22 protein-coding genes and 1 tRNA gene are annotated in these 25705 nt (G+C 69.0%); 15 read left to right on the top strand and 8 right to left on the bottom strand.

The features are described from left to right. Window positions 1-24 precede the first annotated feature (24 nt). Together J8N05_RS08020 and J8N05_RS08015 are read right to left on the bottom strand one after the other, a co-directional pair. Window positions 25-492 carry a RidA family protein gene (locus J8N05_RS08020; protein ID WP_210881754.1) on the bottom strand — a complete coding sequence of 156 codons (468 nt, stop codon included), beginning with the start codon at window positions 490-492 and terminating at the stop codon, window positions 25-27. Then, a complete protein-coding gene (locus J8N05_RS08015; RefSeq protein WP_107018142.1) occupies window positions 489-650 on the bottom strand; it encodes a DUF4177 domain-containing protein in 162 nt (53 codons plus the stop codon). Before J8N05_RS08015 ends, J8N05_RS08020 begins: the two co-directional genes overlap by 4 nt. Window positions 651-846: 196 nt before the next feature. Here J8N05_RS08015 and J8N05_RS08010 point away from each other — a divergent pair, with 196 nt between their 5' ends. Together J8N05_RS08010 and J8N05_RS08005 are read left to right on the top strand one after the other, a co-directional pair. Next, complete coding sequence (locus J8N05_RS08010) at window positions 847-1824, top strand: ArsA-related P-loop ATPase (protein ID WP_210881753.1); 978 nt, start codon at window positions 847-849, stop codon at window positions 1822-1824. After that, window positions 1821-3317, top strand: coding sequence for an ArsA family ATPase (locus J8N05_RS08005; protein ID WP_210881752.1), 1497 nt, complete (start codon window positions 1821-1823; stop codon window positions 3315-3317). The genes J8N05_RS08010 and J8N05_RS08005 overlap by 4 nt, the downstream gene beginning before the upstream one ends. A gap of 320 nt (window positions 3318-3637) precedes the next feature. Here J8N05_RS08005 and wblA read toward each other — a convergent pair whose 3' ends face one another. Further along, on the bottom strand, window positions 3638-3976 hold the full coding sequence (gene wblA / locus J8N05_RS08000) for a transcriptional regulator WblA (protein WP_055515737.1): 339 nt from the start codon (window positions 3974-3976) through the stop codon (window positions 3638-3640). Between the two features lie 408 nt (window positions 3977-4384). Here wblA and J8N05_RS07995 point away from each other — a divergent pair, with 408 nt between their 5' ends. Next, a complete protein-coding gene (locus tag J8N05_RS07995; protein ID WP_210881751.1) occupies window positions 4385-6688 on the top strand; it encodes a transglycosylase domain-containing protein in 2304 nt (767 codons plus the stop codon). A 169-nt stretch (window positions 6689-6857) separates the two neighbouring features. Here J8N05_RS07995 and J8N05_RS07990 read toward each other — a convergent pair whose 3' ends face one another. After that, the gene (locus J8N05_RS07990) at window positions 6858-7322 is read right to left on the bottom strand and encodes a GatB/YqeY domain-containing protein (protein ID WP_210881750.1); all 465 of its coding nucleotides are present in this window, start codon (window positions 7320-7322) and stop codon (window positions 6858-6860) included. A gap of 143 nt (window positions 7323-7465) precedes the next feature. On the opposite strand from J8N05_RS07990, the gene J8N05_RS07985 reads away from it, so the two are divergent. The 8 genes from J8N05_RS07985 to J8N05_RS07950 all read left to right on the top strand — a co-directional run bounded on the left by J8N05_RS07985 (window position 7466) and on the right by J8N05_RS07950 (window position 16846). Continuing rightward, window positions 7466-8404, top strand: coding sequence for a metallophosphoesterase (locus J8N05_RS07985; protein ID WP_210881749.1), 939 nt, complete (start codon window positions 7466-7468; stop codon window positions 8402-8404). A 130-nt stretch (window positions 8405-8534) separates the two neighbouring features. Further along, window positions 8535-9341, top strand: coding sequence for a Pr6Pr family membrane protein (locus J8N05_RS07980; protein WP_210881748.1), 807 nt, complete (start codon window positions 8535-8537; stop codon window positions 9339-9341). A 50-nt stretch (window positions 9342-9391) separates the two neighbouring features. Then, window positions 9392-9465, top strand: a tRNA-Pro gene (locus J8N05_RS07975). A gap of 242 nt (window positions 9466-9707) precedes the next feature. After that, window positions 9708-10397, top strand: coding sequence for a DUF488 family protein, N3 subclade (locus tag J8N05_RS07970; protein ID WP_081547973.1), 690 nt, complete (start codon window positions 9708-9710; stop codon window positions 10395-10397). Window positions 10398-10519: 122 nt separating this feature from the next. Next, window positions 10520-11305: a hypothetical protein gene (locus J8N05_RS07965; protein ID WP_247706192.1), complete on the top strand. Its 786-nt coding sequence runs from the start codon at window positions 10520-10522 to the stop codon at window positions 11303-11305. Window positions 11306-11512: 207 nt separating this feature from the next. Further along, window positions 11513-12421, top strand: a complete 909-nt coding sequence (locus J8N05_RS07960) for a radical SAM protein (RefSeq protein ID WP_210881747.1) — start codon at window positions 11513-11515, stop codon at window positions 12419-12421. Beyond that, the gene (locus tag J8N05_RS07955; RefSeq protein WP_210881746.1) at window positions 12418-12852 is read left to right on the top strand and encodes a DUF6375 family protein; all 435 of its coding nucleotides are present in this window, start codon (window positions 12418-12420) and stop codon (window positions 12850-12852) included. Before J8N05_RS07960 ends, J8N05_RS07955 begins: the two co-directional genes overlap by 4 nt. Then, window positions 12839-16846 carry an NACHT domain-containing protein gene (locus tag J8N05_RS07950; RefSeq protein ID WP_210881745.1) on the top strand — a complete coding sequence of 1336 codons (4008 nt, stop codon included), beginning with the start codon at window positions 12839-12841 and terminating at the stop codon, window positions 16844-16846. The genes J8N05_RS07955 and J8N05_RS07950 overlap by 14 nt, the downstream gene beginning before the upstream one ends. 128 nt (window positions 16847-16974) lie before the next feature. Here J8N05_RS07950 and J8N05_RS07945 read toward each other — a convergent pair whose 3' ends face one another. The 3 genes from J8N05_RS07945 to J8N05_RS07940 all read right to left on the bottom strand — a co-directional run bounded on the left by J8N05_RS07945 (window position 16975) and on the right by J8N05_RS07940 (window position 19544). Beyond that, complete coding sequence (locus J8N05_RS07945) at window positions 16975-18492, bottom strand: LacI family DNA-binding transcriptional regulator (protein WP_210881744.1); 1518 nt, start codon at window positions 18490-18492, stop codon at window positions 16975-16977. A gap of 32 nt (window positions 18493-18524) precedes the next feature. Next, window positions 18525-18902: a helix-turn-helix domain-containing protein gene (locus tag J8N05_RS47265; RefSeq protein ID WP_247706191.1), complete on the bottom strand. Its 378-nt coding sequence runs from the start codon at window positions 18900-18902 to the stop codon at window positions 18525-18527. A 126-nt stretch (window positions 18903-19028) separates the two neighbouring features. After that, entirely contained in the window at window positions 19029-19544 is a 516-nt protein-coding gene (locus J8N05_RS07940) for a helix-turn-helix domain-containing protein (protein ID WP_210881743.1), read from the bottom strand. Between the two features lie 296 nt (window positions 19545-19840). Here J8N05_RS07940 and J8N05_RS07935 point away from each other — a divergent pair, with 296 nt between their 5' ends. The 4 genes from J8N05_RS07935 to J8N05_RS07920 all read left to right on the top strand — a co-directional run bounded on the left by J8N05_RS07935 (window position 19841) and on the right by J8N05_RS07920 (window position 25202). Further along, a complete protein-coding gene (locus J8N05_RS07935; RefSeq protein ID WP_282108144.1) occupies window positions 19841-21361 on the top strand; it encodes a DnaB-like helicase N-terminal domain-containing protein in 1521 nt (506 codons plus the stop codon). A gap of 383 nt (window positions 21362-21744) precedes the next feature. Further along, entirely contained in the window at window positions 21745-22734 is a 990-nt protein-coding gene (locus J8N05_RS07930; RefSeq protein ID WP_210881741.1) for a DUF2637 domain-containing protein, read from the top strand. Between the two features lie 123 nt (window positions 22735-22857). Beyond that, window positions 22858-23493, top strand: coding sequence for a plasmid mobilization relaxosome protein MobC (gene mobC, locus J8N05_RS07925; protein WP_210881740.1), 636 nt, complete (start codon window positions 22858-22860; stop codon window positions 23491-23493). Then, window positions 23490-25202 (top strand): relaxase/mobilization nuclease domain-containing protein, encoded by a 1713-nt coding sequence (locus tag J8N05_RS07920; RefSeq protein WP_210881739.1) that lies wholly within the window; start codon window positions 23490-23492, stop codon window positions 25200-25202. Before mobC ends, J8N05_RS07920 begins: the two co-directional genes overlap by 4 nt. A 9-nt stretch (window positions 25203-25211) precedes the next feature. Here J8N05_RS07920 and J8N05_RS07915 read toward each other — a convergent pair whose 3' ends face one another. After that, window positions 25212-25700, bottom strand: coding sequence for a hypothetical protein (locus tag J8N05_RS07915; RefSeq protein WP_210881738.1), 489 nt, complete (start codon window positions 25698-25700; stop codon window positions 25212-25214). Window positions 25701-25705 lie beyond the last annotated feature (5 nt).

The raw sequence follows: 25705 nt of genomic DNA, 5'->3' as shown, positions 1-25705 counted from the left end.
AACGATCGCTCCCTACGGAGAGGCCTACGCCTCCGTCAGCTCCACCTGGATCTCGACCTCCACGGGCGCGTCGAGCGGCAGCACCGCCACGCCGACCGCGCTGCGCGCGTGCACGCCCTTGTCGCCGAGTACCTCGCCCAGCAGCTCGCTCGCGCCGTTCAGGACGGCGGGCTGGCCGGTGAAGTCGGCCGCCGAGGCGACGAAGCCGACGACCTTCACCACGCGCGCGACGCGGTCGAGGTCGCCCGCGACCGACTTGACCGCCGCGAGGGCGTTCAGCGCGCAGGTGCGGGCCAGTTCCTTGGCCTCCTCCGGGGTGACCTCCGCGCCCACCTTGCCGGTGAGCGGAAGCTTGCCGTCCACCATCGGGAGCTGGCCGGCCGTGTACACGTACACGCCCGTCTGCACGGCCGGCTGGTACGCGGCCAGCGGCGGCACGACGTCCGGCAGGGTCAGTCCCAGTTCGGCCAGTTTCGCCTCTACGGCGCTCACGCGGCCCGCTCCCGCTTCAGGTAGGCGACGAGCTGCTCGGGGTTGTTCGGCCCGGGCACGACCTGGACGAGCTCCCAGCCGTCCTCGCCCCAGGTGTCCAGAATCTGCTTCGTGGCGTGGACGAGCAGAGGCACGGTTGCGTATTCCCACTTGGTCATGGGGGCGACTGTATCCGCTGGCGCGGCCCGCCCTCCCTGGACCTCCGTCCGCCGCCCGGCCGACGCAGGCCGACGTGCGGGCGACGCGGGGGCGACGAGCGGGCCGATGACTGGGCAGGGCGCTCCCTGGGCACCCGTATGCGAAGCAGGGCCCCACGGCCACCGCATCACCCGGTGAGGAATTAGGCTCGAAGACGTGAGCAGGCTTCAGGTCGTCAGCGGCAAGGGCGGTACCGGAAAGACCACGGTCGCCGCAGCACTCGCGCTCGCCCTCGCGACCGAGGGCAAGCGTGCCCTTCTGGTCGAGGTCGAGGGCAGACAGGGCATCGCGCAGCTCTTCGAGACGCAGGCGCTGCCCTACGAGGAGCGGAAGATCGCCGTCGCTCCCGGCGGCGGGGAGGTGTACGCACTCGCCATCGACCCCGAGCTGGCTCTTCTGGACTACCTCCAGATGTTCTACAAGCTCGGCGGCGCGGGCCGCGCCCTGAAGAAACTGGGCGCCATCGACTTCGCGACCACCATCGCGCCGGGCCTGCGGGACGTGCTCCTGACGGGCAAGGCCTGCGAGGCCGTACGCCGCAAGGACAAGCGCGGGCGGTTCGCGTACGACTACGTGGTGATGGACGCGCCGCCGACCGGGCGGATCACCCGCTTCCTGAACGTGAACGACGAGGTGGCCGGGCTCGCCAAGATCGGCCCCATACACAATCAGGCACAGGCCGTGATGCGGGTGCTCAAGTCGCCCGAGACCGCCGTGCACCTGGTGACGCTCCTGGAGGAGATGCCCGTCCAGGAGACCGCCGACGGCATCGCGGAGCTGCGGGCCGCGCGGCTGCCGGTGGGACGGACCATCGTGAACATGGTGCGGCCCGCGATCCTGGACGAGGCCGACCTGGAGCTGGCGCGCGAGGCGCCGCGCACGGCCGTCGCCAAGTCGCTGTCGGCCGCCGGGCTAGGCGGCGCGCGCCGCGGCGGGGTCGCCGAGCGCCTGGTGGAGCCGCTGCTGAGCCAGGCGGACGAGTACGCCGAGCGGTACGCGCTGGAGCGCGAGCAGCGTGCGGTGCTCCAGGGCCTGGAGCTGCCGTTGCACGAACTCCCGCTGCTCGCCGAGGGAATGGACCTCGCGGGTCTGTACGAACTCGCCAAGGAACTGCGTCAGCAAGGGATCTCATGAGTCAGGACCCGGCCCGCGCAAACGATTCTGCCCGCGGACGCGAGCCCGCCCACGCGTCCGGCACGTCCGGCCCCTCCCGCGCGATCGACACCGCGGCCGCGTCCTCGGCCGTCCTGGGCGTCGACGCGCTGATCGACGACCCCGGGACCCGCATCGTGGTCTGCTGCGGTTCGGGCGGCGTCGGCAAGACCACCACCGCGGCGGCGCTGGGGCTGCGGGCCGCCGAGCGCGGCCGCAAGGTGGTCGTCCTCACCATCGACCCGGCCCGCAGGCTCGCCCAGTCGATGGGCATCGACGCGCTCGACAACACCCCGCGCCGGGTGAAGGGCATCGACGACTCCGCGAGCGGCGAGCTGCACGCGATGATGCTCGACATGAAGCGCACCTTCGACGAGATCGTCGAGGCGCACGCGGACCGCGAGCGGGCCGCCACGATCCTGAACAACCCCTTCTACCAGTCGCTCTCCGCCGGCTTCGCGGGCACGCAGGAGTACATGGCGATGGAGAAGCTGGGGCAGCTGAGGGCCCGCGACGAGTGGGACCTCATCGTCGTCGACACGCCGCCCTCGCGCTCGGCCCTCGACTTCCTGGACGCCCCGAAGCGGCTCGGCTCGTTCCTGGACGGCAAGCTGATCCGGCTGCTGACCGCGCCGGCGAAGCTGGGCGGCCGGGCCGGGATGAAGTTCCTGAACGTCGGGATGTCGATGATGACCGGCACCCTGGGCAAGCTGCTGGGCGGTCAGCTCCTCAAGGACGTACAGACGTTCGTGGCCGCCATGGACACCACCTTCGGCGGTTTCCGGACGCGCGCGGACGCCACGTACAAGCTGCTCCAGGCGCCCGGTACGGCGTTCCTGGTCGTCGCGGCCCCGGAGCGGGACGCGCTGCGCGAGGCGGCGTACTTCGTGGAACGGCTGGCCGCGGAGGAGATGCCGCTCGCCGGTCTGGTGCTGAACCGGGTCCACGGCAGCGGTGCCACCCAGCTGTCCGCCGAGCGCGCGCTCGCCGCCGCGGAAAATCTTGCCGAGGCCCGCATTGTGGATCAGGTGGGCGGGAAAGCTGGACTTCGTAACTCTCCCGACACGTACGGCAGTTCAGAATCACCCGCTACCGAAACCGCCGTTCCCGAGGCTCCCTCCTCCGACGCAGGCTCCCCCGCCGCGGACCGGACCAGTGCCGACGGAGCCGGAACGGACGAGGACACCGGCAGGACAGACCCCGGCACGGAAGAACACAGCACCGAGGACCGCGACGACCGCAGCACGGAAGGCCGCACAGTCGAACAACTCACCGCAGGCCTGCTGAGGCTGCACGCCGAACGTATGCAACTGCTCTCCCGCGAGCAGCGCACACGCGATCGCTTCGCCGCGCTCCACCCCGAGGTGGCGGTGGCCGAAGTGGCCGCGCTGCCCGGCGATGTGCACGACCTCGCGGGGCTGCGGCAGATCGGGGACCGGCTCGCGGCCGACGCGTCGCCGGCCGAAGCTTCTTGACCCCGGGACCAGGCTTCTTCAGCCTGAAGCCAGGCTTCTTGAGCCCGGGGAACGCCCGCCGGCACCCCGGGGACGCTTTGCCGGGCCCCTGAGCCCGAGGCCCGCTTCCTGAGCCTTTCGGGGTCACGGGGCCGCCCGGTGGGACCTACGCCGATGTCGCACAGGTCGCCGTGGGCCACGCATGTGCCGCCGTAGGTCACGTATGTCACGTACGCCGTCGTACGGGGGTCCCGTGGACGTCACTCGTACCTCCGAGGACGCCACTCGCACCTCTGGCGCATACGGAACCGCTGGGAGTCCGCCGCGTGCGCGGAGTCCGGTCAGCCCACCGCTGCGTAGTTCTCGTACACCTCTTCCTCGTCGAGAGGCAGGATTCCCGCCCCCCGCTCGTACTCGGTACGCGCGGTTTCGAGCAGCCTGCGCCAAGAGGTGACGGTTGGTCGCCTGCGCAGCAGTGCGCGGCGCTCCCGCTCCGTCATCCCTCCCCACACGCCGAACTCGACGCGGTTGTCCAACGCGTCGGCCAGGCACTCCGTGCGCACCGGGCATCCGGTGCACACTGCCTTCGCCCGGTTCTGCGCTGCTCCTTGAACGAACAGTTCATCCGGATCGGTAGTGCGGCAGGCCGCCTGCGCACTCCAGTCGGTTACCCAGCCCATACCGGCGCCGTCCTCTCCCGAATCGAGGCTCCCCCACGGCGGCAGCGGCATATTCACCGCCACCAGTTCAGGACGTTACGGAAGGTGGGCACAGTCAACCAGCCCCTTCGGGCCCAATCTTGAATGGCCCGAATGGACTATGGGTACGCGACAGATCACCCAACGGAGTGACCCGACGACATACGTGACCTTCCCGGCAAACCGGGGCAGTTGAGTTGCGTCACAACGGACACCAGGTGACACATAAGGCGGATTCGGGCACGTCCTCAACAAAAAAGTCGAGTGTCGACCGAACCGATCAGGGGTCGCCGGACGTATTGATACGTGGTCCTACTGCTGTGACAGTTGAGAGCAGCTTAGGCCAATGCCTATACGCGTGTCCGGCGATTGAGAACGTAGGCTGCCCTCATGCCAAAGAAGCGCTCGGGCGGTGGTCTGTCTCCCACGCAGCAGGCCGCCAAGTTCCTCGGTGTCAGTGTGCTCGCGGGGGCCGTCATGGCCGGGATCGCCGTGCCTGCCTTCGGCGCGCTCGGCCTCGCGGCCAAGGGTTCGGTCGAGGGGTTCGACGAGATCCCGGCCAACCTGAAGCGGCCACCGCTGAGCCAGCGCACCACGATCCTGGACAACCAGGGCGGCCAGATCGCCACGGTCTACTCACGTGACCGCACGGTGGTCGACCTCAAGGACATCTCGCCGTACATGCAGAAGGCGATCGTCGCGATCGAGGACGCGCGCTTCTACGAGCACGGCGCGGTCGACCTCAAGGGCGTCCTGCGCGCCCTCAACAAGAACGCGCAGAGCGGCGGCGTCTCGGAGGGCGCCTCGACGCTCACGCAGCAGTACGTGAAGAACGTCTTCGTGGAGGAGGCCGGCGACGACCCGACGAAGGTCGCCCAGGCCACCCAGCAGACCCTCGGCCGCAAGGTCCGCGAGCTGAAGTTCGCGATCCAGGTCGAGGAGGAGCTGGGCAAGAAGAAGATCCTTGAGAACTATCTGAACATCACGTTCTTCGGGCAGCAGGCCTACGGCGTGGAGGCGGCGGCCCAGCGCTACTTCTCCAAGTCCGCCAAGGACCTGGAGGTGCAGGAGGCCGCGCTGCTGGCCGGCATCGTCCAGTCGCCGACCCGGTACGACCCGGTCAACGACGAGGCCGAGGCCACCAAGCGGCGCAATGTGGTGCTGCAGCGCATGGCCGAGGTGCACGACATCTCGCAGGCGGAGGCCACCGCCGCCAAGGAGAAGCCGCTCGGCCTGAAGGTCAGCAAGCCGAAGAACGGCTGCATCACGGCCGTCAAGGACTCCAGCTTCTTCTGCGACTACGTGCGCGAGGTGTTCCTGACCGACCCGGTCTTCGGCAAGACGCAGAAGGCGCGGGCCAAGGTCTGGAACCAGGGCGGTCTGACGATCCGTACGACGCTCGACCCGCAGGCGCAGAAATCGGTCCAGACCTCGCTCAAGGACCACGTCAACAAGTCGGACAAGGTCGCGGCGGCGTCGACGCTGGTCGAGCCCGGCTCCGGCAAGATCCTGGCGATGGGCCAGTCGAAGCCGTACGGCTACGGCAAGAACGAGACCGAGATCAACTACTCGGTCGACCAGAAGATGGGCGGCTCGAACTTCGGCTTCCCGACCGGTTCGACGTTCAAGCCGTTCCTGGCCGCGGCGGCCCTGGAGGGCGGCAAGCCGGCCACGCAGTCCTATCCGGCGCCGTACGAGATGCCGTACCCCGACAGCGTCCAGGCGTGCGACGGCAAGGTCTGGCGCAACAGCGAGAGCGCGAAGGTCGAGAACGAGGACGAGTCGGAGGTCGGCCCGTACGCGCTGAAGAAAGCCATGGCGCTGTCGGTCAACACCTACTTCGTGCAGATGCTCGAAGACATCGGCATGTGCCCCGTGGTGGACATGACCGACAAGCTGGGCGTCGTGCAGGGCAACGGCACCAAGCTGCCCGAGCAGCCCTCGTCGATGACCCTCGGTTCCACCGGTATCTCGCCGCTGACCATGGCGAGCGCGTACGCCGCCTTCGCCAACCGGGGCACGTACTGCACGCCGATCGCGATCGCGTCGATCAGCCAGAAGCTCGGCGGTGAGAAGAAGTCCCTGCCGGTGCCGAAGTCCTCGTGCTCGCGCGCGATGTCGGAGACCACCGCGGACACCATCAACACGCTGCTGAGCGGTGTGGTCGACTCCGGTACGGGTCAGGAGGCCGGTCTCACCGACCGCGCCAACGCGGGCAAGACCGGTACGACGGACTTCCGCAAGAACGCCTGGTTCGTCGGCTACACGCCGAACCTGTCCGGCGCGGTCTGGGTCGGCAGCGCCACCCAGAAGGTCAAGATGGTCAACATCACCATCGGCGGGACGTGGCACGAGAAGGTCTTCGGCGGCGCGGTGCCCGGACCGATCTGGAAGGACGCCATGACCGGCGCCCTGTCCGGCAAGGACTCCCCCGGCTTCAACCTCGTCGACATCCCGGACGCCGACAAGGACCGGGACAAGGACCGTGACCGGGACCGCGGCGACGACAACAACGGGGACGACGGGCCCGGCCGTGGGGAGAACCGGGGAAATGACAACGGGGGCGGCACCGACGGTGGCCAGCCCCAGATCCCCACGCCGACCTTCTCCATCCCCGACGAGTGGACGATCGGCGGGAACGACGGCGGCAACGGCGGCGGGAACGGGAACGGTGGCGGCGGCAACTGGCCGTAGACCGACCTGACTTCCGACGGCCTGACTGCCTGGCTGTCTGTCTGTCTGTACGCCGATGGGGGCGCCCCTTGTTCTGAGGGGCGCCCCCATCGGCGTACTGCTGTGGGTGGGCCTTTACTGCGGCTGCGGCCGGCTGGAGTGCCCGGGGGTCGGTCGCGGGGCCCGGGTGTCAGCCCGCGAGGCGCTTCTTGACCTCCGCGGCGACGCGGCCGCCCTCCGCCAGACCGGCCACCTTCGGGTTCACGATCTTCATGACCTGGCCCATGGCGCGCGGGCCCTCGGCGCCGGCCGCCTTCGCCTCCTCGACCGCCTGCGCGACGATCTGCCGCAGCTCGTCGTCGGAGAGCTGCTTGGGCAGGTACTCGGCGAGGATCTCGCCCTCCGCCTTCTCGCGCTCGGCCGACTCGGCACGGCCGCCCTGCGCGAAGGCCTCGGCCGCCTCGCGGCGCTTCTTCGCCTCCTTGGCGATCACCTTCTGCACCTCGTCGTCGGAGAGTTCGCGCTTCTGCGTACCCGCGACCTCCTCCTTCTGGACGGCGGCGAGGGTCAGCCGGAGCGTCGAGGAACGGAGCTCGTCGCGTCCCTTGATCGCGGCGTTGAGGTCTGCCTGCAGCTTCGACTTGAGCGTGGTCATGGGGTCGATTGTCGCAGGTGTGGTGCGACGGACGCCCATGGATTTCGGCGGGCGGCTCCGGCAGGTCGTCCGCGGGCCGTCCCCGGGCCACCGAGGGGCCGTCCGTGGGTTTCGGGGCGTCCAGGGTCTGACACGATGGGCGTATGCGCGCGCGATACGGAGTACCACTGGGAATCGCGGCGGCTGGCGCCGCCGGTCTGCTCTACTCGGCGGGGTTCGAAGCCCGCTCGTTCAGACTGCGGCGGGTGACGGTCCCGGTGCTGCCCCCCGGGATGCGACCGCTGCGCGTGCTCCAGGTCTCCGACATCCACATGGTGAGCGGGCAGCGCAAGAAGCAGCGCTGGCTGCGCTCGCTGGCCGGGCTGCGCCCCGACTTCGTCATCAACACCGGGGACAACCTCTCGGACCCCGAGGGCGTACCGGAGGTCATGGACGCCCTCGGCCCGCTGATGGAGTTCCCCGGCGCGTACGTCTTCGGCTCGAACGACTACTTCGGGCCCACGCTCCGCAACCCGGCCCGCTATCTGTTCGAGAAGACGCAGGGCCGGCACGGGCTGAACGGCAACGCGCCCGCCGTCAACGTCGTCCACAACCCGTGGGAGGAGCTGCGCGACGGCTTCGACGCGGCGGGCTGGCTGAACCTCACGAACGTCCGGGGCTCGCTGAAGATCGACGGTTTCGAGATCGAGCTGACCGGGCTCGACGACCCGCACGTCAAGCGTGACCGGTACGCGCGCGTGGCGGGCGGCCCGTCCGACGCGGCCGACCTCTCCCTCGGCATCGTGCACGCGCCGTACCTGCGCGCACTGGACGCCTTCACCGCGGACGGCTACCCGCTGATCCTGGCGGGCCACACGCACGGCGGGCAGCTGTGCATCCCCTTCTACGGCGCCCTGGTCACCAACTGCGACCTGGACACCGACCGGGTAAAGGGCCTGTCCACGTACACGGAGGCGGAGTCGGGCCTGACGTCGTACATGCACGTGTCGGCGGGCTGCGGAACGAGCAGGTACACACCGGTACGGTTCGCGTGCCCGCCGGAGGCGACGCTGCTGACGCTCACGGGGCGGGATTCGGCGTAGGTGGTCGGGGGCTGTGCAGCGGACTGGGCCGGGCCGGGCCCCCGGGGGCCCGCGTAGAGGTGCGGGGCGGGCCCACCCATCCGGTTCAACCCACCGCGCCCCTTTTGTCATCCCCTCCTAGCGTGAGGGGATGACCGCCCCCATACCTGCGGACATCCCGGACATACCCAGGATCCCCGGGATCGCCGCCAGCGCCGCCGCCTCCGCCGTCCCCATCGTCCCCGCGTACGCGGTGGTCCCGCGCGTACGCCGACCCCTGGTCGCCGCCTTCCGCCTGCTCGTCGCCCTGGCGGCGGCCGCGGGCGTGGCGCTCGATCTGCTCCTGGGCGCCCCGCTGCGCGTCCTGAGCTACGCCACGATCCTGAGCAGCGTCCTGGTGGCCGCGGTGTTCACCGTCTCGGCCTGGCGGGCGTGGAAGGCCCGCCACCCGCTGCGCCCCTCCGTCACCGCCTGCACCCTGCTGTACGCGGTCGGGACGGGCCTGGTCTACCACCTGATCCTGGCCGACGACGCGACCGCCTTCTCCATGACGGGCGACGCCACGGCGCTCACCGGCTGGCACGCGGTCACGAACCAGCTGCTGCACACGGTGATCCCGGTGGCGGTCGCGCTGGACTGGCTCCTGCTGACCCGCCCGGGGGCGCTGCGTCTGCACAGCGCGGCCGCCTGGATGATCCTCCCGGTCGCGTACCTGGCGTACACGGTGACCCGGGGCCTGTTCCTCCCCGCGGGCACGCCGGCCCGCTACCGCTACCCCTTCCTCGACGTGTCCGAGCACGGCTTCGTCGAGGTCCTGGGCAACGCCACGATCCTGGGCCTCGCCTGCTACGCCCTCGCCGTCCTCCTCGTCGCCCTGGACCACATCAGGCCCGGCCCACGCCGCCACCGCGCCCCGGAAAACCGGATTTCGTCTCCGGCCACCGGTGGGCTAAAGTAAACGACGTCGCCACGGCACACACCACGAAAGTGGCCCGCCACCAGCGACATCGGGGTGTAGCGCAGCTTGGCAGCGCGCTTCGTTCGGGACGAAGAGGTCGTGGGTTCAAATCCCGCCACCCCGACAGTGAAGTACCAGGTCAGGGGCCTGATCCGCAGCGCGGGTCGGGCCCCTGAGTGGTTCCTGGAGATCGCTTGGGAGAAATCTGGGAGAAGATCTTGGTCGGCTTCTCCCGGGAGCAGTCTCCAGTGCCGCAGGAACAGCGGCGCTCACGCGCCCGATGACCTGCGCATTCGCGAATCCGGGCTCGTAGCTGATCAGGAACACCCGTGCGGGCCACCCCAACGGTCGTTAGGAACACCGCATATGGCTGGTCATCTCTCAGCTCCTTCTCACGACCGGGCCCGTGCGCTCGCCCAGCGGGTACGTGCGTTAAGGGAAGACCGTGGGTGGACGCGGGAACGGCTGGCGAAAGAGGCAGGCATCGCCGTCGGAACGCTGAGCCGCCTGGAGAGCGAGGGAGCGATCCAGCCAGGTTTCCTGACCGTTGGCTCGGTGGCTGAGGCACTTGCGGTCTCTCTCGATGATCTGTTCCGGGCGACCCAGGTCCCGGCCGTCACGCCCGGCCTCTGGTCCGCCGGATACGAAGGGCGGGACATAGACTCGTTCGTCGCCGCGCTCGTCGACAGCCACATCGGTGTCGTGGCGGATGTACGGCTCACGCCGATCAGTCGCAAGAAGGGCTTCAGCAAGACCCGCCTCGGAGATGCCCTGGCGGAGGCCGATATTGAGTACATGCACCTGCGTGGCCTGGGCAATCCGAAGGACAACCGGGAGCCCTTCTGGGACGGCCGGGTCGAGGTGGGACGCGCGCGCTTCCGTGGCCTGCTGCGGTCCCAGGAGGCACAGGCCGACCTTGACCGCCTCGCGGAGCATGCCCAGCAGTCGCGGGTGGCGGTGTTGTGCTTCGAGAAGGACGAGAGCCGCTGCCACCGGCAGGTCGTCCTGGAGACGGTTCGCGATCGAGCCGCCGTGCCGGTCATTCCCCTGGCCTGACTTCACCCCTCGCTCCTGCACGCGCTCTTGCCCGCATCGCATGCCTCTCCTCCAATCATCAGATCGGGAGATCTATGGAGGGGGCAACCATGGGATCGGGGAGTCGAGAGCGCGCACGGATCATGATCACGGTCAAGACCTATCCGGAACTGTCCGCGAAGTACCACGAGACGAGCTGCGTGGCCGGCATACGGCTCGACCAGGGAACGCCCCAGCATGTGCGGCTCTTTCCGGTTCCGTTCCGGTTGCTGAACGAAGAAAGCCAGTTCGCCAAGTACTCGATCGTCGAGGTCGACGTGCAGCGACACCCCGGGGACCGCCGTCCCGAGAGCTTGCGCCCCAACCTGCAGACCCTCAAGGTCATCGAGCGTCTCGGGACAGCGGACGGCTGGCGTGAACGCTTCTCGCATGTTCAGCCCCTCGTGGCGCCGTCCTTGTGCTCCATAAAGCGGGACCAGGAACGGCGAGGGACATCGCTTGGTGTCTTCCGCCCAGAAGAGTTCACCGGCTTCCGCTTCGCTCCTGCTGAGCCCTGGCCAGCTTCAAAGGCGGCCCTGGCTGACCAGTTGGATCTACTCGCGCAGGACCTTCGCCAACTGGAGTGGGTGCCACTTGAGTTCCGGTACAGCTTCCGATGCGCGGATCGGGAGTGCGGTGGTCACGACATGGGGCTGAGGGACTGGGAGGCGGGCGAGTCGTACCGCAAGTTTTTTCGCCAGTATGGGAAGGACGACGTGGAGGAGAAGCTCCGCGAGCGCTGGTTCGACCGGATGATCTCTCCGGAGAAGGCCGTGCACTGCTTCGTCGGAAACGTCGCGGCCCGCCCCAAAACTTTTCTGCTGCTGGGCCTGTTCTACCCGCGACGGGATGTCGTCGAGAACTTCCAGGAGAGTTTGTTCGACCTGTAAGGGTGATTACGCAGGGCATGGTCCCCGGGGCCAACCGCATCGGGGACCCCAGCCGTCATTCCTACAGCCGCTCCACCTTGATGCTGGTCGTCGCCGTGGCGCCCTCATAGTGCCGCGCTCAGTTACAACGCTCCCGACGCCCCACTGCGGGCACTGCACCGACGACCTTGCACGCTCCCTCCCGGCATCACTGGCAGCGGTGGCATCATGCTGTCGGTGACGTGCAAGATTCGCCTGTCCGCAGCCGGTGTTCACCTGTTCGACCGTGACTCGGGGATGAACGTGCTCCTCGACGAGGTGCCTGTTCCCGTTGAGCAGTTCTCCCGTGCTCCGCGGTACCTGTCCATCGCGCTGACCAACGCCTGCGAACTCCGCTGCGCCTACTGCTATGCGCCCAAGCACGCCGCCGCGCTCGACAGGGAGCGTGTAGTCGCGTGGGCGGCCGAACTCGATGCTGCCGGGTGCCTCGGGGTTGGCTTCGGAGGAGGGGAACCGACCGCGTACCGAAGGTTCGCCCAGTTGTGTTCGGACATAGCCCAGTCCACGTCTATGGCGGTCACCTTCACGACGCATGGGCACCGGCTCACACCCGAACTCGTCGAATCCCTGCGCGGGGCCGTGCACTTCGTCCGCCTGTCAGTCGACGGGGTAGCAGCCACCTACGAGCGGCTCCGCGGCCGGCCGTTCGCAGCCGTTGTCCAGGCGGCCGGGTTGCTCGGCTCTCTCGCCCCGTTCGGCATCAACGCTGTCATCAATGCCGACACGGTCGGCGAACTGGATGACCTCGCAGAGTTCGCCGACGAGGTCGGCGCGTCCGAACTCCTGCTTCTTCCGGAGCAGCCAACCGCGGCAACTCCCGGTATCAGCGACGCCGACGCTCAGCGCCTCGTCGAGTGGACCGCGGCCGCCAGGAACGGGGTTCAGCTCGCGATCTCCCGAACCGGCCTCGAAGCCACGCTGCCCACGGCGGACGCCGTCCCAGGCGAGCGACCCCTCGACGCGCACATGCATGTCGACGCGACCGGCGTCCTGCGCCCTCACGCCTATGCGCCAACGGGATTGTCAGTCGGGGACTCCATCATGGAAGCCGTGCAGGCGTTGAGGGAGGCACGATGAGGATCTGGAACGGCTACGGCTCGGAGCACTCGATGGACCTGGTCTTGATCGGCCAGTTTCAGACGGTCACCGGTGCCAAGGCAGCGGAGGAGCGCATGGAGGCTCTGAAGGCTCTTGCCGAGGACGCGTGGTCCGATGACGACTGGCAGAGCCCTGGCGAGCGCATGCCTCGCGAACTGGGCGAAGCACTCGCCGAAATGAAGGCGTACGACATGGGGCGGTACGACGTCGACGTCTTCGCCCTTGACCACACCGTCACCCGCACCGGAGAGGCAGTCCGGATCTGGACGGACGAGTCCGATGTCCAGGGATTCCTGAAGGCACTTCTCCACTACGGCGCGAAAGTCGAGATCTTCTCCCGTCACAAATGGGATGAGGACACGATCACTCGGACGGATGCAAGCACTCGGAGCGACAGTGGATCTGACTGATCTGGAACGTCTGCCCGGCGCCGCCGACCGGAACTTCGAAGCGCTCACACGGGCAATCGTCTCCCGCCGCTACGGCGCGCTGGGCACGATGCGGGAGCGCCGCAACCAGCCCGGCGTCGAGTTCTACCTGCACGTCGACCACGCCGGTGCTCTCGGCGACCCCGGCCGCGTCTGGGGTTGGTCGTGCAAGTGGTTCATCCTCAACAGCAAGAACGAGCTCAGCGCAAACCAGCGCAAGCAGATCAAGGAGTCACTCTCCAAGGCGATCGAGCACGTCGTAGGGCTGACTGACTTTGTGCTGTGTCTTCCAGAGCGGCCCGCCAAGGGGGACGAGGAATGGATCAACGGACTCGGTCAGCAGGGGGTCAGCGTCAAACTCTGGTCCACCGAGAACTACGACGACCAGCTCGCGGGACACGACGAGCTCCGCTCCACCTTCTTCGGTGAACTCGCCCTCACCGCAGACGTACTGGCACAAGCCCACAAGCGATCTGTTGCACCCGTCGAGGCACGGTGGACGCCACGGCTCCACACCTCCCACCACGTGGAGCATCGCATCGACCGGGCCTTGCTGCGCCCGGCGTCGTTCGAGTGGCTGCAACAGCGCACCGACGACATCGCAGCCCGGATCCACGCACTGCGCACAGCCATCGCCAGCCTCGACAACACCTTCCACCAAGACACCGTAGAGATTGCCGACGACCTGGACCGGTTCGTCGACGACCTGCGGGAGGTCCTTGACGCCGGAAGGAGCCTCCGGCCCTGGGAAGTCCGTGAGCGCCTTGCCGAACAGCGGCCGCCCGCAACCTCTCCCCGAACGCTGCGACGCCTGGTGCTCAAACTGAGGCAGCGTCGCCTGCCCGAGGCACTGCTGGTCACCGGTCTCGGCGCGGAGATCCGCGACGTCGTCCAGTGGCTGCACGACACGCGGGCGGACACCGAAGCCCCCCTGCTCGCCGTCATCGCCGCCGCAGGACAGGGCAAGACGCACCTTGCCGCGCAGATGACCTCACCGAACGACCAGCCCACGGCAGGAGTCTTCATCCAGGGCGGGAACCTGCGAGCCGGCGGGACCCTCGACGACCTCGCGCGAAAGATCCCCGGACTTAAGGTCGACTACTTCGAGGACCTGCTGGAAGCTCTCAACTCAGCCGGTAACCGCGCCGGCTGCCGGATTCCGTTGATCATCGACGGCCTGAACGAGGCCGAACGACCCTCGGAATGGAGAACACTGCTCGCCGGATTGGCACCGACCCTGGGCGCCTACCCTCACGTGGCGCTGATCGTCACCCTCCGCGAAGCGCTCGCCGACCAGGCCCTCCCGAAGGACACGGTGCCCCTGGAACTGGAATGGCAGCGCGCGGAAGTCGACGACATCCTCCGCGTCTACTTCCGTCATTACCTGATCAACCCGGCCGACGCCTGGCTACCGATGGGAGAGTTCCACAACCCGCTCTTCGTCCGCATGTACTGCGAGGCCGCAAACCACGAACGCCGAGTGCCGGTGGGCGTAGAGGCGCTGCCTCAGTCCCTCATCGGCGTCTTCGAGTTGTACCGCGAGGGCGTGGTACAGCGGCTGGCCCAGGATCCGGCCCGCATCCCGGTCCCGGCCGACCAGATCCAGCGCCGCCTCACGGTCCTGGCGAGACACATGTGGACGCACAACGTCCGTCGGCTTCCGTTCGACGAAGCGCGAGGAATCCTCGACGCTGGCCAGCCGAACTGGGACGAAAGCCTGTTCCGGCGCCTCGTAGAGGAGGGAGTGATCTTCCGCGAGGAGATCAGGGGTTCCGAGGACACTGAGTGCGGCTTCGTTTTTGACCGCCTCGCTGGATACTTGATCGCCGACGCGATTCTGGTGCGCATTCCACCCGCAGACGTCAACGAACAGCTCGCGGACGGGGCTCTCTGGCAGTCCCTCGTGGGCGACCAAGCGCACCCCCTCGGCGAGGACATCCTCATCGGTCTCATCTCATTGCTTCCACGCCGCTTCACCCGGCACCACCTGTGGCGCGTCGCCCCGGATGAGCACCGTTCGTTGGTGCTCGCCCAGGAACTCACCACCGAGTCGGACTTCCTCGACAATGAGACCGTCGATGCGCTCGCAACCGCGCTCGTTGCCGCGCGTCCCAGCAAGAGGAAAGGCCGACCAGCGTTCGGCCGTCTGTGGGAGATCCGCAGATCCGCCCCGCACCGCCTGAATGCCGTATTCCTCGACCGCGTCCTGCGCCAGCTGCCCCTTCCCGAACGTGACCTGCGCTGGACCGAATGGGCTCGAGGCCAGGCTCCAGGCCGACTGACGGCGGACCTGGAACGAGCGATCGACAGGTGGTCCGGAAGCAGCAATCGCGCCGAGAGCGACGACCTGAACGCGCTGGCCATCGCCTGGCTGCTGACTTCCACGGATACGAGCATGCGGGACCTGGCGACGAAAGCCCTCCAGCGATACGGCCGGCCAGAACCCAAGCGCCTGTTCGACCTCGCCGCCCAGATGCTCGACGTTGACGACCCCTACGTCGTCGAACGCATCGTCGCCGCAGCGTTCGGGGCCGCTGGCACCCACCAGATGCCCGATCCCGGCGGCCCGCTCGAACGCGCGCTGCGGGATTGGCTGATGCAGCTGCGCGACCGCTTCCTGGAGGGCGGGAACACACCCACCTCGCACGAGCAACTGCGCGGCTACGTACGGGCCACCTGTGAATTCGCTGGCGCTCTGCACCCCGCCGCCGTCCCGGACGGGGTCGATGCCTTCGCGCCGAGGTTCGCCGCCCTGGCACCCGCTGAGGTGATGGAGGACGACGACCCCAACGCCGATGAGTGCGACCGCACATTCGGCTTCGACTTCGAGAATTACATCATCGGGGCCGCCATCAACGGCAGGGACAACTACGACTTTGACCACCCCGACTACCGCAGGGCCCGCGCCGAGGTAATGGCTCGGGTCTGGGAACTGGGCTGGCGCGAGAAGGAATTCGGCACGGTCGACCAGTCCATTGCCGCGGACGCCGAGCGGCCTTACGGCACCAAAAGGAGGGTAGAGCGGTACGGCAAGAAGTACGGCTGGATCGCCTACCACGAAATGGTCGGCCGCCTCGTGGACGATGGCCGCACACCAGCGCCACTCGGGGACGCAGAACGCTTGATGCCCGACATCGACCCAACCTTCCCCGACAGGCCCCCGGTAGCCCCCATGTCCCTTCCGCTGTGGGCGCCCATGGAGTCCACCGACGACCAGACCTGGCTCCCCTCGGGGACGGTGGCTGTCCCAGACCATCTGTGGTCACCCGAGGAGATCCACGGAGTGGACGGCGGCTGGCTTCTGGTCGAGGGATATCTGGACCACCGCCACGACGGGCGGACGGTGTTCGGGTTCTTCCGCACCCTTCTGCTGAAACCGGAGGACGTGGAACCCGCTCGGCAGCTGGCCAGGGAGCGCCAATATCCGGGAAACCATTTCTTCCCTCCGCTGCCGATGGTCCGCGACGTGCTGGCCGCTGAGATGCCTTGGAGCCCCCGGTTCGAGCTGACGTTCGACGACGATGCCCAGGGCGCCTTCCCGCACCGGGCGCTGCGTGGCGACTGGCAGGACGACGGCATCGGGTTCGGCCAGGTCGCCGTGGACTTCTCCCCCGACAGCACTTCGGAGATCGGGCTCGGCGGAGGCTACGACGTGCCATCGTTCGAGTTCGCTACCAGGTTCGGCCTGCGCCAACTGCCTGGCAGTGTGGACCTCGTGGGCCTGGATGGCCGACGAGCCTCGGCAGTCTTCCGCGCGGACAAGCCCTGGCGCGGCCATCTACTCTTCCTGCGCCGCGATCTCGTCGAGGACTTCGCCGGTGATCACCAGATCATGCAAGTAGCCTGGGGCGAGCGCGAGGTGGCCGCCGACTGGCACTCTGTTCCTTCCTGGATGCGCGCGGTGCACCGCAGCTACGAGCATGTGTGGCGCCACATCCGAATGCTAGGGGCAGATCAGCGCAGTACTGAGAACTAACAGGCCGTCCGCCGCGGAGGCTCCGGTGCTGGCTGGGCGGCAGCTGGCGCCGGCGCACCAGTCGGCGCCGCCCTCGTACGAGAAAACCAGCGGTGCCCCACAACAGTGTTGTGGGGCACCGGGTGGGGCTACCGGGGGACGGCAGCGCGTGCGCGCAGGAGGTCGTTGAGGATGCGCACCGGTGACGTCGGGCACAGGGCCAGGCGTGCGTCGAGCGCTGCCTCCCACTGCTGGGTCAGGCCGAGCTTGAGGCGTTCTCGCATGCCGGGGGTGACGTGGGCGTAGCGCGCGGAGACCGAACCGTCGAGGTGACCCATGCGCTCGTCCATGAGCACCTTCTCGGTGCCCAGGTCCTCCATCATCGTCCGATGGGTGTGCCGGAAGCCGTGGGGTGTGAGGCCCTTGGCGATCGGGAGCCAGCAGGCATCGGCGCGATCGGTGGCGCCGCGCCCTCGTGCGGGGACGCCGGGCCACGGTTCGCCGAGGATGGGCACGGGGCGGGCCTCCTGCGGCGCCTTCTTCGGGTACCAGCCGGAGGCCGCCGGGGTGAACAGCCAGGTGGCGAGGCCGTTCCTGCGCCAGTGGGCCGCGTGCTCCGATATCGTGCCGCCCCGTACGAATCCGAGGTCGGCGATGGCTTTCTCGACCCGCACTCGGGTGGCCTCGGCGACCCGGTCGGGTCGGTTGAGGACGTTGGAGACCGTCCCCGTGGAGACGCCCGCCAGCCGCGCGACGTCGACGAGCTTCGCGCCTTGGTGCCCACCGGTACGCGCTGCCCCCTGGCCCCGGAAGACGTACGTCCTCCCGTGGCAGGGGCAGGGCGTCGGCTTCGTACGGGCGATGTGGTCGAAGACCAGTGACGACAGCCAGCCCATCGAGTCGATGTTGCGGTAGCTGTCGTCCTTCGGCGGACAGCGCACCAGCTCACCGGTGTCCAGCTCGTACAGCTGCCACTCGACACGGAACACGCCGGGGCGGACGAACTGCGTTTCCAGGCCGACGATTTCGCCCCAGCGCTTTCCGGTGTAGCCCTTGAGGACCACGGCGACGAACTCGTCGTCGCGGCCAGAGAGCAGGGCCGCTCGCTCGGCGGTCAGGAGGATGCCGAGGGCGTCGGTGACGACCTTCTCCGGACCGCGGTCCCGCGAGCGGCCGGCGCGCTTGCCACGCCCTCGCCGCCTGGCGGCCGGGTTGGAGGTGATCAGACCCTCGTCGATCGCGTCCTCGAAGATCAGGTGGAGGGTCGAGCGCCAGGTCTTGACGCTGGAGGCCGCGTACACGGCCTTCTCCTTCTTCTCCCAGGCGGCGACGTCCGTGCGCAGGATGCCGGCGAGCGCCTTGTCCTCGAAGTCGGGGAGCAGGTGCTCCTCAATGTGGCGCTTGTAGTTCTGCATGGTCGAGGCGGCCAGGTCCTGGGCTTCGTACCAGCGGCTTGCATACTCGCCGAAGGTCTCCTGGCCGAGGCCCGGGTCGCGCCACTGGCCGCGCCGGACGTTGACCTCTTCGGCGTCTGCGGCTTGCTTGGCTTCGCGCTTGGTGGCGAACTTGACCACGGCACCCGTGGAATCGGAGACCGTGCCGTACTTGCCATCCTCGATCTTGTACCGCCCGCGCCAGTAGCTGGCGCGCTTCTCTGCGTACCCCACTGAGTTCCCTCCCTTCTGTCGTGTGGGGTGCGTTAAGCGGCGGTGCCGTACTGGGACCTGAGCATGCGGCGCGGTGGCCGGGCCTTGAGGCTGCGTGCGGGGGCAGGCCCCTCGCTCTGCCGATGAACCGGAGGCTGCGGAGCAGACGCAGTCATGCCGCTGGGGCGCTGCGGATTCCGAGCCGGGCGCTCTTCGTGCATGCGGATGATCTCGGCGAGGTGATCATCCGAGAAGCGGCAGGCGCGGCCGACGCGGGTGAACGGGATGAGCCGTCGGCGGGCACGATCCTTCACCCACCAGGCGGAGCAGCCGAGGACGGCGGCAACTTCCTCGGGGAGGTAGAGGCGCGGGAAGGCTGCCTCGGCGTGCGGAGTCGCTGCGGAGGCGGGGGGTATTGCGGGTTGACGCAAGGGGTGAGTCCTCTTCTGGCAGACGTGTGGTGCGGCAACACCGGCCTGCCGGTCGATCGCTAGGGATGAGGGTGAGATGCCCGAACTGGGGGTTTGCGGGTCCAGGACGGGAGTAAGAGCCGGCGGCTACACCTCGTCTGCGGGATCGGCATCGCGGTGCTCGCCGGGCTGCGGTCCGTACGTCTCCAGCAGATGCTTGGTGGACGCCTCGGCCATGGCGTTGGAGACCATCACGTCTGCCTCCTCGCGGATATCCGGGTGCTCGGCGAGATACGCGTCGAGGGCATCGCTCGCCTTGGCGTAGGCGGCATTGGCCCGCTGAGTCTCGCGGAACGCGTCCACGACGGCGTCGATGAGTTCCATGGCGCGGGCCTGGGCGGCGAGCTGCGGGGGGCCGACGAGGTTGCGCAGGGCGAGGCCGAAGACCTCGGCGAAGCCGATGGCCTCGTCGAGGTTGATACGGCGCTTGCCGTTCTCGATGCGCCAGACCGCGGAGGGGTTCATCTCGAAGCCAGCCTCGTTCAGGCGGTCGGACAGGGCGTTGGTGCTCCAGCCGCGCGCCTCGCGCTCCAGCTTGATGCGCACCGCGACGTTCGCCTCGCCGCTGAGCAACACGCCCTGCTGGGGGCCTTCATCGGACATGCCCTCCCCCTTCCGTTCGTAGCAGTCTCCTGCCGATCGCAGTGACCTCATAACAGTAGCATGCCTCCTGCGAGATGCAGAACACTTCTGCAGTTTGCAATTCATGTGGCATACTGGTGGTCCCTACCACGCCACCAACCCGAGGAGTCCGTGCGACCGCACGTCACATGAATGAAGCCCCCGGCATTGCCGGGGGCTCAAGCGCAAACCTCTCAACCGCCATCCCTAGCGATCGACCCGCGGAGTCCGGGATTGCCGTCCCATATGGCCCGCGAGCAGAGGAGCTGATGCCCAGTATGGCCGATCCCCAACCGAATACGCCATCCCGCTTCAGGGAACCCGAGCCGACGCGGGGCGCGGCGGAGCCTCCGTACAACGTGGACGCCGAGCGCGCGGTCCTCGGCGCCTGCATGCACAACGCCGACATCATCGACGCGGTCCGGCCGGTTCTGGGCGAGGGCGTCTTTTACCGGCCGGCCCACGAGACCATCTGGCGTGCGCTGCTTGCCCAGCACCGCGAGGACAAGCCGACCGACCCGATCGTCCTCACCGAGGTGCTCCAGCAGCAGGGGGACCTGGAGCGCGTCGGCGGCCGTCCCTACCTTCACCAGCTCGCCGACGTGCACTACGGCACCGGCAGCGCGGAGTACCACGCGGAGATCATCCGCGAGAAGGCCAACCTCCGCCGCCTGCTCGCCTCCGCGATACGCACCGCCCAGCGCGCCCAGGAGCCGGGCGCCGACCCCGAGGCGATACGCAGCGAGGTCGAAGCGGAGATGCGGGCCGAGCGCGAGCAGGCACTCGCCTCGGGACAGGGGCGCCTGAACCGCTTCGCCAGGGACGGGTGGTCCTTCGTCAAGGAGACCGGCGCGGACGCCGAGCCCTTGTGGGGCACCCGTGAGAAGACCGTCTGGGCGCCGGGCGAGAGCCTGATGATCGTCGGCGCTCCGGGTGTCGGCAAGACCACCCTGGCCCACCAGGTGGTCTTCGCCCGCCTCGGTCTGCAGGAGACGGTCCTGGAGATGCCGGTCGCCCCCAGCAGGCGGGTGCTCTACCTGGCCATGGACCGGCCCCGGCAGATCGCCCGGGCGATGGACCGCCGCGTCTTCCCCACCGACGAGAAGATCCTGCGCGAGCGTCTCGTGGTCTGGGAGGGCCCGCTGCCCGCCACCCTCGACAAGGAGCCCGACCTCCTCGCCGACCTCGCCGCCGCCCATCGCGCCGACACTATCGTGATCGACAGCCTCAAGGACGCGGTGAGCACGATGGTCGACGACAGCCTCGCGGTCGCCTTCCACAACGCCCGCATGCGCGCCCTGCGAGGCGGCGTGGAGATCCTGGAGCTGCACCACCAGCGCAAGGCCACCGCCGACGCTCCACGCGGCCAGCGCCCCGCCCTGGACCAGGTCTACGGCTCCACCTGGATCACCGCCGGCGCGGGCAGCGTCCTCTTCATCACCGGCCGGGCAGGCGACCCGGCGGTCACCCTGCACCACCTCAAGACCCCCACCGGGGAGATCGGCCCGCTCGACGTCACCCACGACCACGTGCGCGGCACCACCACGGTCGACCCCAGCAAGGACCCCGCCGTCCTGCTGCGCAACGCCCCCAGCGGGCTGACCGCCCGCGACCTGGCGGCCATCCTGATCGGTGGAGGCGACCCCGAACGTGCCGACGTCGAGAAGGCACGACGCCACCTCGCCCGCCTCGTCGACAGCGGCCTGGCCACCAAGGCCGACGGCATCGCCGGAGGAACCGGAGGCGGACAGCAGACCCGCTACTACCCCTCCGCACGCCACCTCACCGCCGTCGGCTGAACCCCGATCGGCCCGCACGAGAGCGATCACGCGACCGTACACGCGGCCCTCACGCGAACACCCCGCCGTGAACCGCTCACGGCGTCCACGTTCACCGCAAAACCGCAGGTCAAGCGATCACGCGAGCGTCCACGCCGTACACGCGCCCAGACGATCACGCGCGGGGCCCCCTTTAAAAGGGGGCCCCGCGTGAACGCCCCCTCCGTGAACGCCGCTCACTCCCCACCCCGCAAGCCTCACTCCCCACCCCGGAGCCCACGCCCTTGCACTCCCCTGCCCCGCGCCCCGGCAGCCATAAGCGGCAGCCGCGGCATCCACGCCAGCATCAACCTGCTCCCGCTCGCCCCGGCCGCCGAGCACTCGCCCCCGCTGGAGGTCGTCGTGTGAACCGCAACGGACGCATCACCCTCGTCGTCGGCCTGGTGTCCGTCGTCCTCATGGCCTTCCGGGTCTCGTGGAACGCGCTGTCCGACGTGGCCCGCGCCATCGGCGCCGACCCCACCGCCGCCCTGCTCTACCCGATCGTCATCGACGGGCTGATGGCCCTCGCGCTGGTCGCCACGCTCGTGCTGACCGGCAACGACCGCACGTTCGCACTGCGGGTCCTGGCGACCTACACGATCGCCAGCCTCCTGCTGAACTACGTGCACGGCCTCATCCCGGCCCTGCACACCGAGTCGGTCCAGTGGGGCCGACTGGCCGACTGGGACCCTGCGAACTGGGCCCTTGTGCTGCTGGCGACCTCGCTCCCGGTCGGGTCGATCTACTTCGGGTCGGACCTCGTGGCGAAGGTGCTGCACCACACCCCCGAGTCGGCCGACTCCGCCGAAGCGGTCTTCGCCGAGTCGGTTAGTCAGGTAGCTGACGAGCAGGCCGCACGGTCGATGGCTGACCAGGCCGAATCGGCCCCCGAGCAGCCGACCGAGTCAACCCCCGTGAAGGTCGCCGATGCGCCCGTGACAAGGCCGACCGAGGCCGACGAGTCGACCCCCGCTACCCGACCGCCCCGGTCAGCCGCCGCAGTGGAGTCGACCGGAGCCGCCCCGCGTCGGGCGACCGGTCGGGTCCGCGCCACCGCCAAGCCGACCGCAGACCGCACGCACACCCGCACCGACGCCGAAGTCCTCGACGAGGCCCGGCTCCTGACCGCCGACTGGAGCGACGACCGGCTGAGTGCCGAGCGTCTGCGCAGCGAACTACGGATCGGCCAGAAGCGCGCCCGCGCCCTGCGCGACCAGCTGCAGGCCGAGCGCAACAGCCAGACCGAGCCCGTTACGCACGACGGCTTCGAGGCCGAGCCAGTCGACGGACTCGACGAAGCCGCCTCCCAGAGGCAAAGGGACCTCGACACAGCCCCCGTCGGCACCGCCTGACCCGGCAAGCGCACCGATCGCCCACCCTTCCGGCACACCCCATGTCCCGCGCAGACAAGCGCGGGACATGGGGGCCGCGCACAGCGAAGCACCCCGCACCAACACCCCACGGAGAACCGTTCCATGCACGATCCGCACCGCGAACTCACCCCTCAGCAGGAAATGACCACCGGCCTGAACAGCGCAGCAAGGTATGCCGCTGGACCGTCCACTGGCCGGTCCCACGGGGAAGCCTCCGCCCCGGGGGTGGCGGAGGCGCTCGGGCACCAGGGGGCGCCCGAGGAGGAGCAGCCCGACGCCGCCGCCCCGCCGCGCGCTGCCGACGCCGCCGCGCTGCACCGCGTCGCCCGTCGTCGCAAGGCAGACCCGAACGGCCGACGCAAGGAACGGGTCGACGCCCGGTACAGCAACGAGGAGAAGGCCGCGATCCTCGCTAAGGCCAGGTCACTGAACATCAGCGGTGCCCACTACGTCTCAACCGTGATCTTGGCGCATGTCTACGGAGACGTCACCCTGGCCGACCAGCGCACCCCGCTGGACGACCTCATCGATGAGCTCAACGCGCTCCGGCGGGATGTCGCGGCCGTCGGCAACAACACCAACCAGATAGCCAGGAAGCTGAACTCCGGCGGCACCCCGCACCCGGGTGACAGGGCTCTGCTGGCCCAGACCGAGCGGACCTTGACTTCGGTCGCATCGGCCGTGGACCGCATTAGCGCCGCCGCGAATCAGGTCGTCGCCGGAAGGGCCGGCCGATGATCGCGAAGATCACCGGAGGCGGGAACACCGCCAACCTGATCCGGTACCTGTACGACACGAAGAAGGCCAAGGACCACGTCGACCCGCACCTGGTCGCCTCCTGGGACGGCTACGCCCCCGACCCCGGCCGTACCGCCGACGGCTTCGACGCCACTAAAAGGCGGCTCGTGGCCGACCTCGATCTGCACGTCAAGCAGACCCAGCCCCTCGGACGGGTTCCCGAGAAGCATGTCTGGCACTGCTCGATCCGCGCCGCCGAGACCGACCGGCACCTCAGCGACGAGGAGTGGGGCGACATCGCCCGTCGCGTCGTGGCCGCCACCGGCATCGCTCCGGACGGCGACCCGGACGGATGCCGCTGGGTCGCCGTCCGGCACGCACCCGACCACGTCCACATCGCGGCCACCAAGGTGCGCGGCGATCTCCGCACCGCACGCCACTGGAACGACTACCTCACTGCCGACCGCGAGCTGGCCGCCGTCGAGAAGGAGTACGGCCTGCACCGGGTTGTCCGCGGCGACCACACCGCTGCCAAACGCCCCACCCGGGCCGAGCAGGAGAAGGCCCGTCGCGCCGGGCAGGATCTCACCGCACGGGAGCGGCTGCGCACTACCGTGCAAGGCGCCGTGGCCGCAGCCACGAGCACCGAGGAGTTCGTCCGCCTGCTCCAGCAGACCGACGGCGTCTTGGTGAGCGTGAAGCACTTTCCTTCCGGTGACGTGCGCGGCTACACCGTCGCCGTCCGAGGCGACACGAACAGCAAGGGCGAGCCGATCTGGTACTCCGGATCGAGCCTCAGCCCGGACCTGTCATTTCCCAAGATCAAGAGCCGTCTCGACGCTACGGAGATGCCGCAGAGCGCTCGCGGGACGAACCCGTGGCACCAGGCCACCGCCGCCACGGAGCGCGTCCCGCACCATCTCGACCATGGCGACGAAGCAGCCGGGCAGGCCCAGCTGGCTGCGCTCGGTGAAGCCTTCGACGCCCTGCGCTTCGTCGCGCCCCGCGACGTGCAATTGCAACTCCGGCAGGCGGCGAAGACCTTCGACCGAGCGACCCGATCCCGTATTCAGGCCGATCACGAGCACGCTCGTGCTCTACGCGGTGCGATCCGGGCCGTGGTCCGCACGCCGGCGCCGCAGGACGGTGCCCTGCTGGCGATGTTCCTCGACGCCGCGATCCTCGCCGTCATCGCCGCAGCCCGCTGGCACGAAGCTCGCCACCACGACCAGCAGGTCGCCGCGGCCCGGCAGACGGTCGTCCATCTGGAAGCCGCCTACGAGCGGACGGCTGGCGCTCCGCTCGCCGCCCGTGCACAGAAGCGGCCTCCTCAGCAGGCCGTGCAGAGCAACGTCGAGCTCCTCCGGCAGATCGTCCCCTCCCACGCGGACGAGATACTGGAGGACCCTGCCTTCGACGCCCTCGCCACCGCCTTGGCGGACGGCGAGAAGGCGGGCCACGACCCCGCGCGCCTTCTCCGGCAAGCCGCGGACCACCGTGCGCTGGAGGACGCTCGTCGACCCGCAAGGGTTCTGACCTGGCGCGTCGAACGCCTCAGCGCGAGGCACGTCCAGAGCGACAGGGCACGTGCGGCAATGTCCCGCAGCGCGCTGCAGCCGGTCAGTGCTCCGGCACGGCCGGGAGCACCCGCGCCAGCTGCTGCGGCTGCGTCGGCGGCGCAGACGATGGCTCACCGAGTCCGACATTGAGCTGGGTGCTCACGCCCTCCGGGCAGCCCCGTCGGGCCAGACCACGTCGACGGGGAGGCCGGCGTCCCGTGCTTCGATGACGACGTCGGCCGTGCCGCCGCCTTTGCCGGACGGGGGCTGGCCGTTCCAGACGGCGACGAGTCGGTCGGCGCGTTGGAGGAGTGCGGCGTTGGCGGCCTCGTACGCCGCGCGGTCGGCGGTCTCGCGGTCGATGACCACTACCTCGTGGGCGGCCTCGACGAGCCGGTCGAAGAGCGGGGCGTGGTCCGCCTTGACCTTGCGCTGTCGGTAGTCGTGGGAGGGGATGACGACGACGAGGCGTCCGCCGGCCGCGAGCACGGCCTCGGCGAACAGGGCGTCGGAGCCCTTCGCGATGCAGGAGACGCCGACGAGTTCGGCGTCGGCGTGGTGTGTGAGCAAGTCGGCCAGGGCTGCGCGGACGAGAGGCACGCTGTCCTGGGTCAGGTCCATGTGTCCGGTCACCGCGATGGTCGTCACGGTTC

Origin of the sequence: Streptomyces liliiviolaceus, from assembly GCF_018070025.1 — a bacterium.
GTDB lineage: Bacteria > Actinomycetota > Actinomycetes > Streptomycetales > Streptomycetaceae > Streptomyces > Streptomyces liliiviolaceus.
This window is presented reverse-complemented; position numbering and strand designations above follow the sequence as displayed.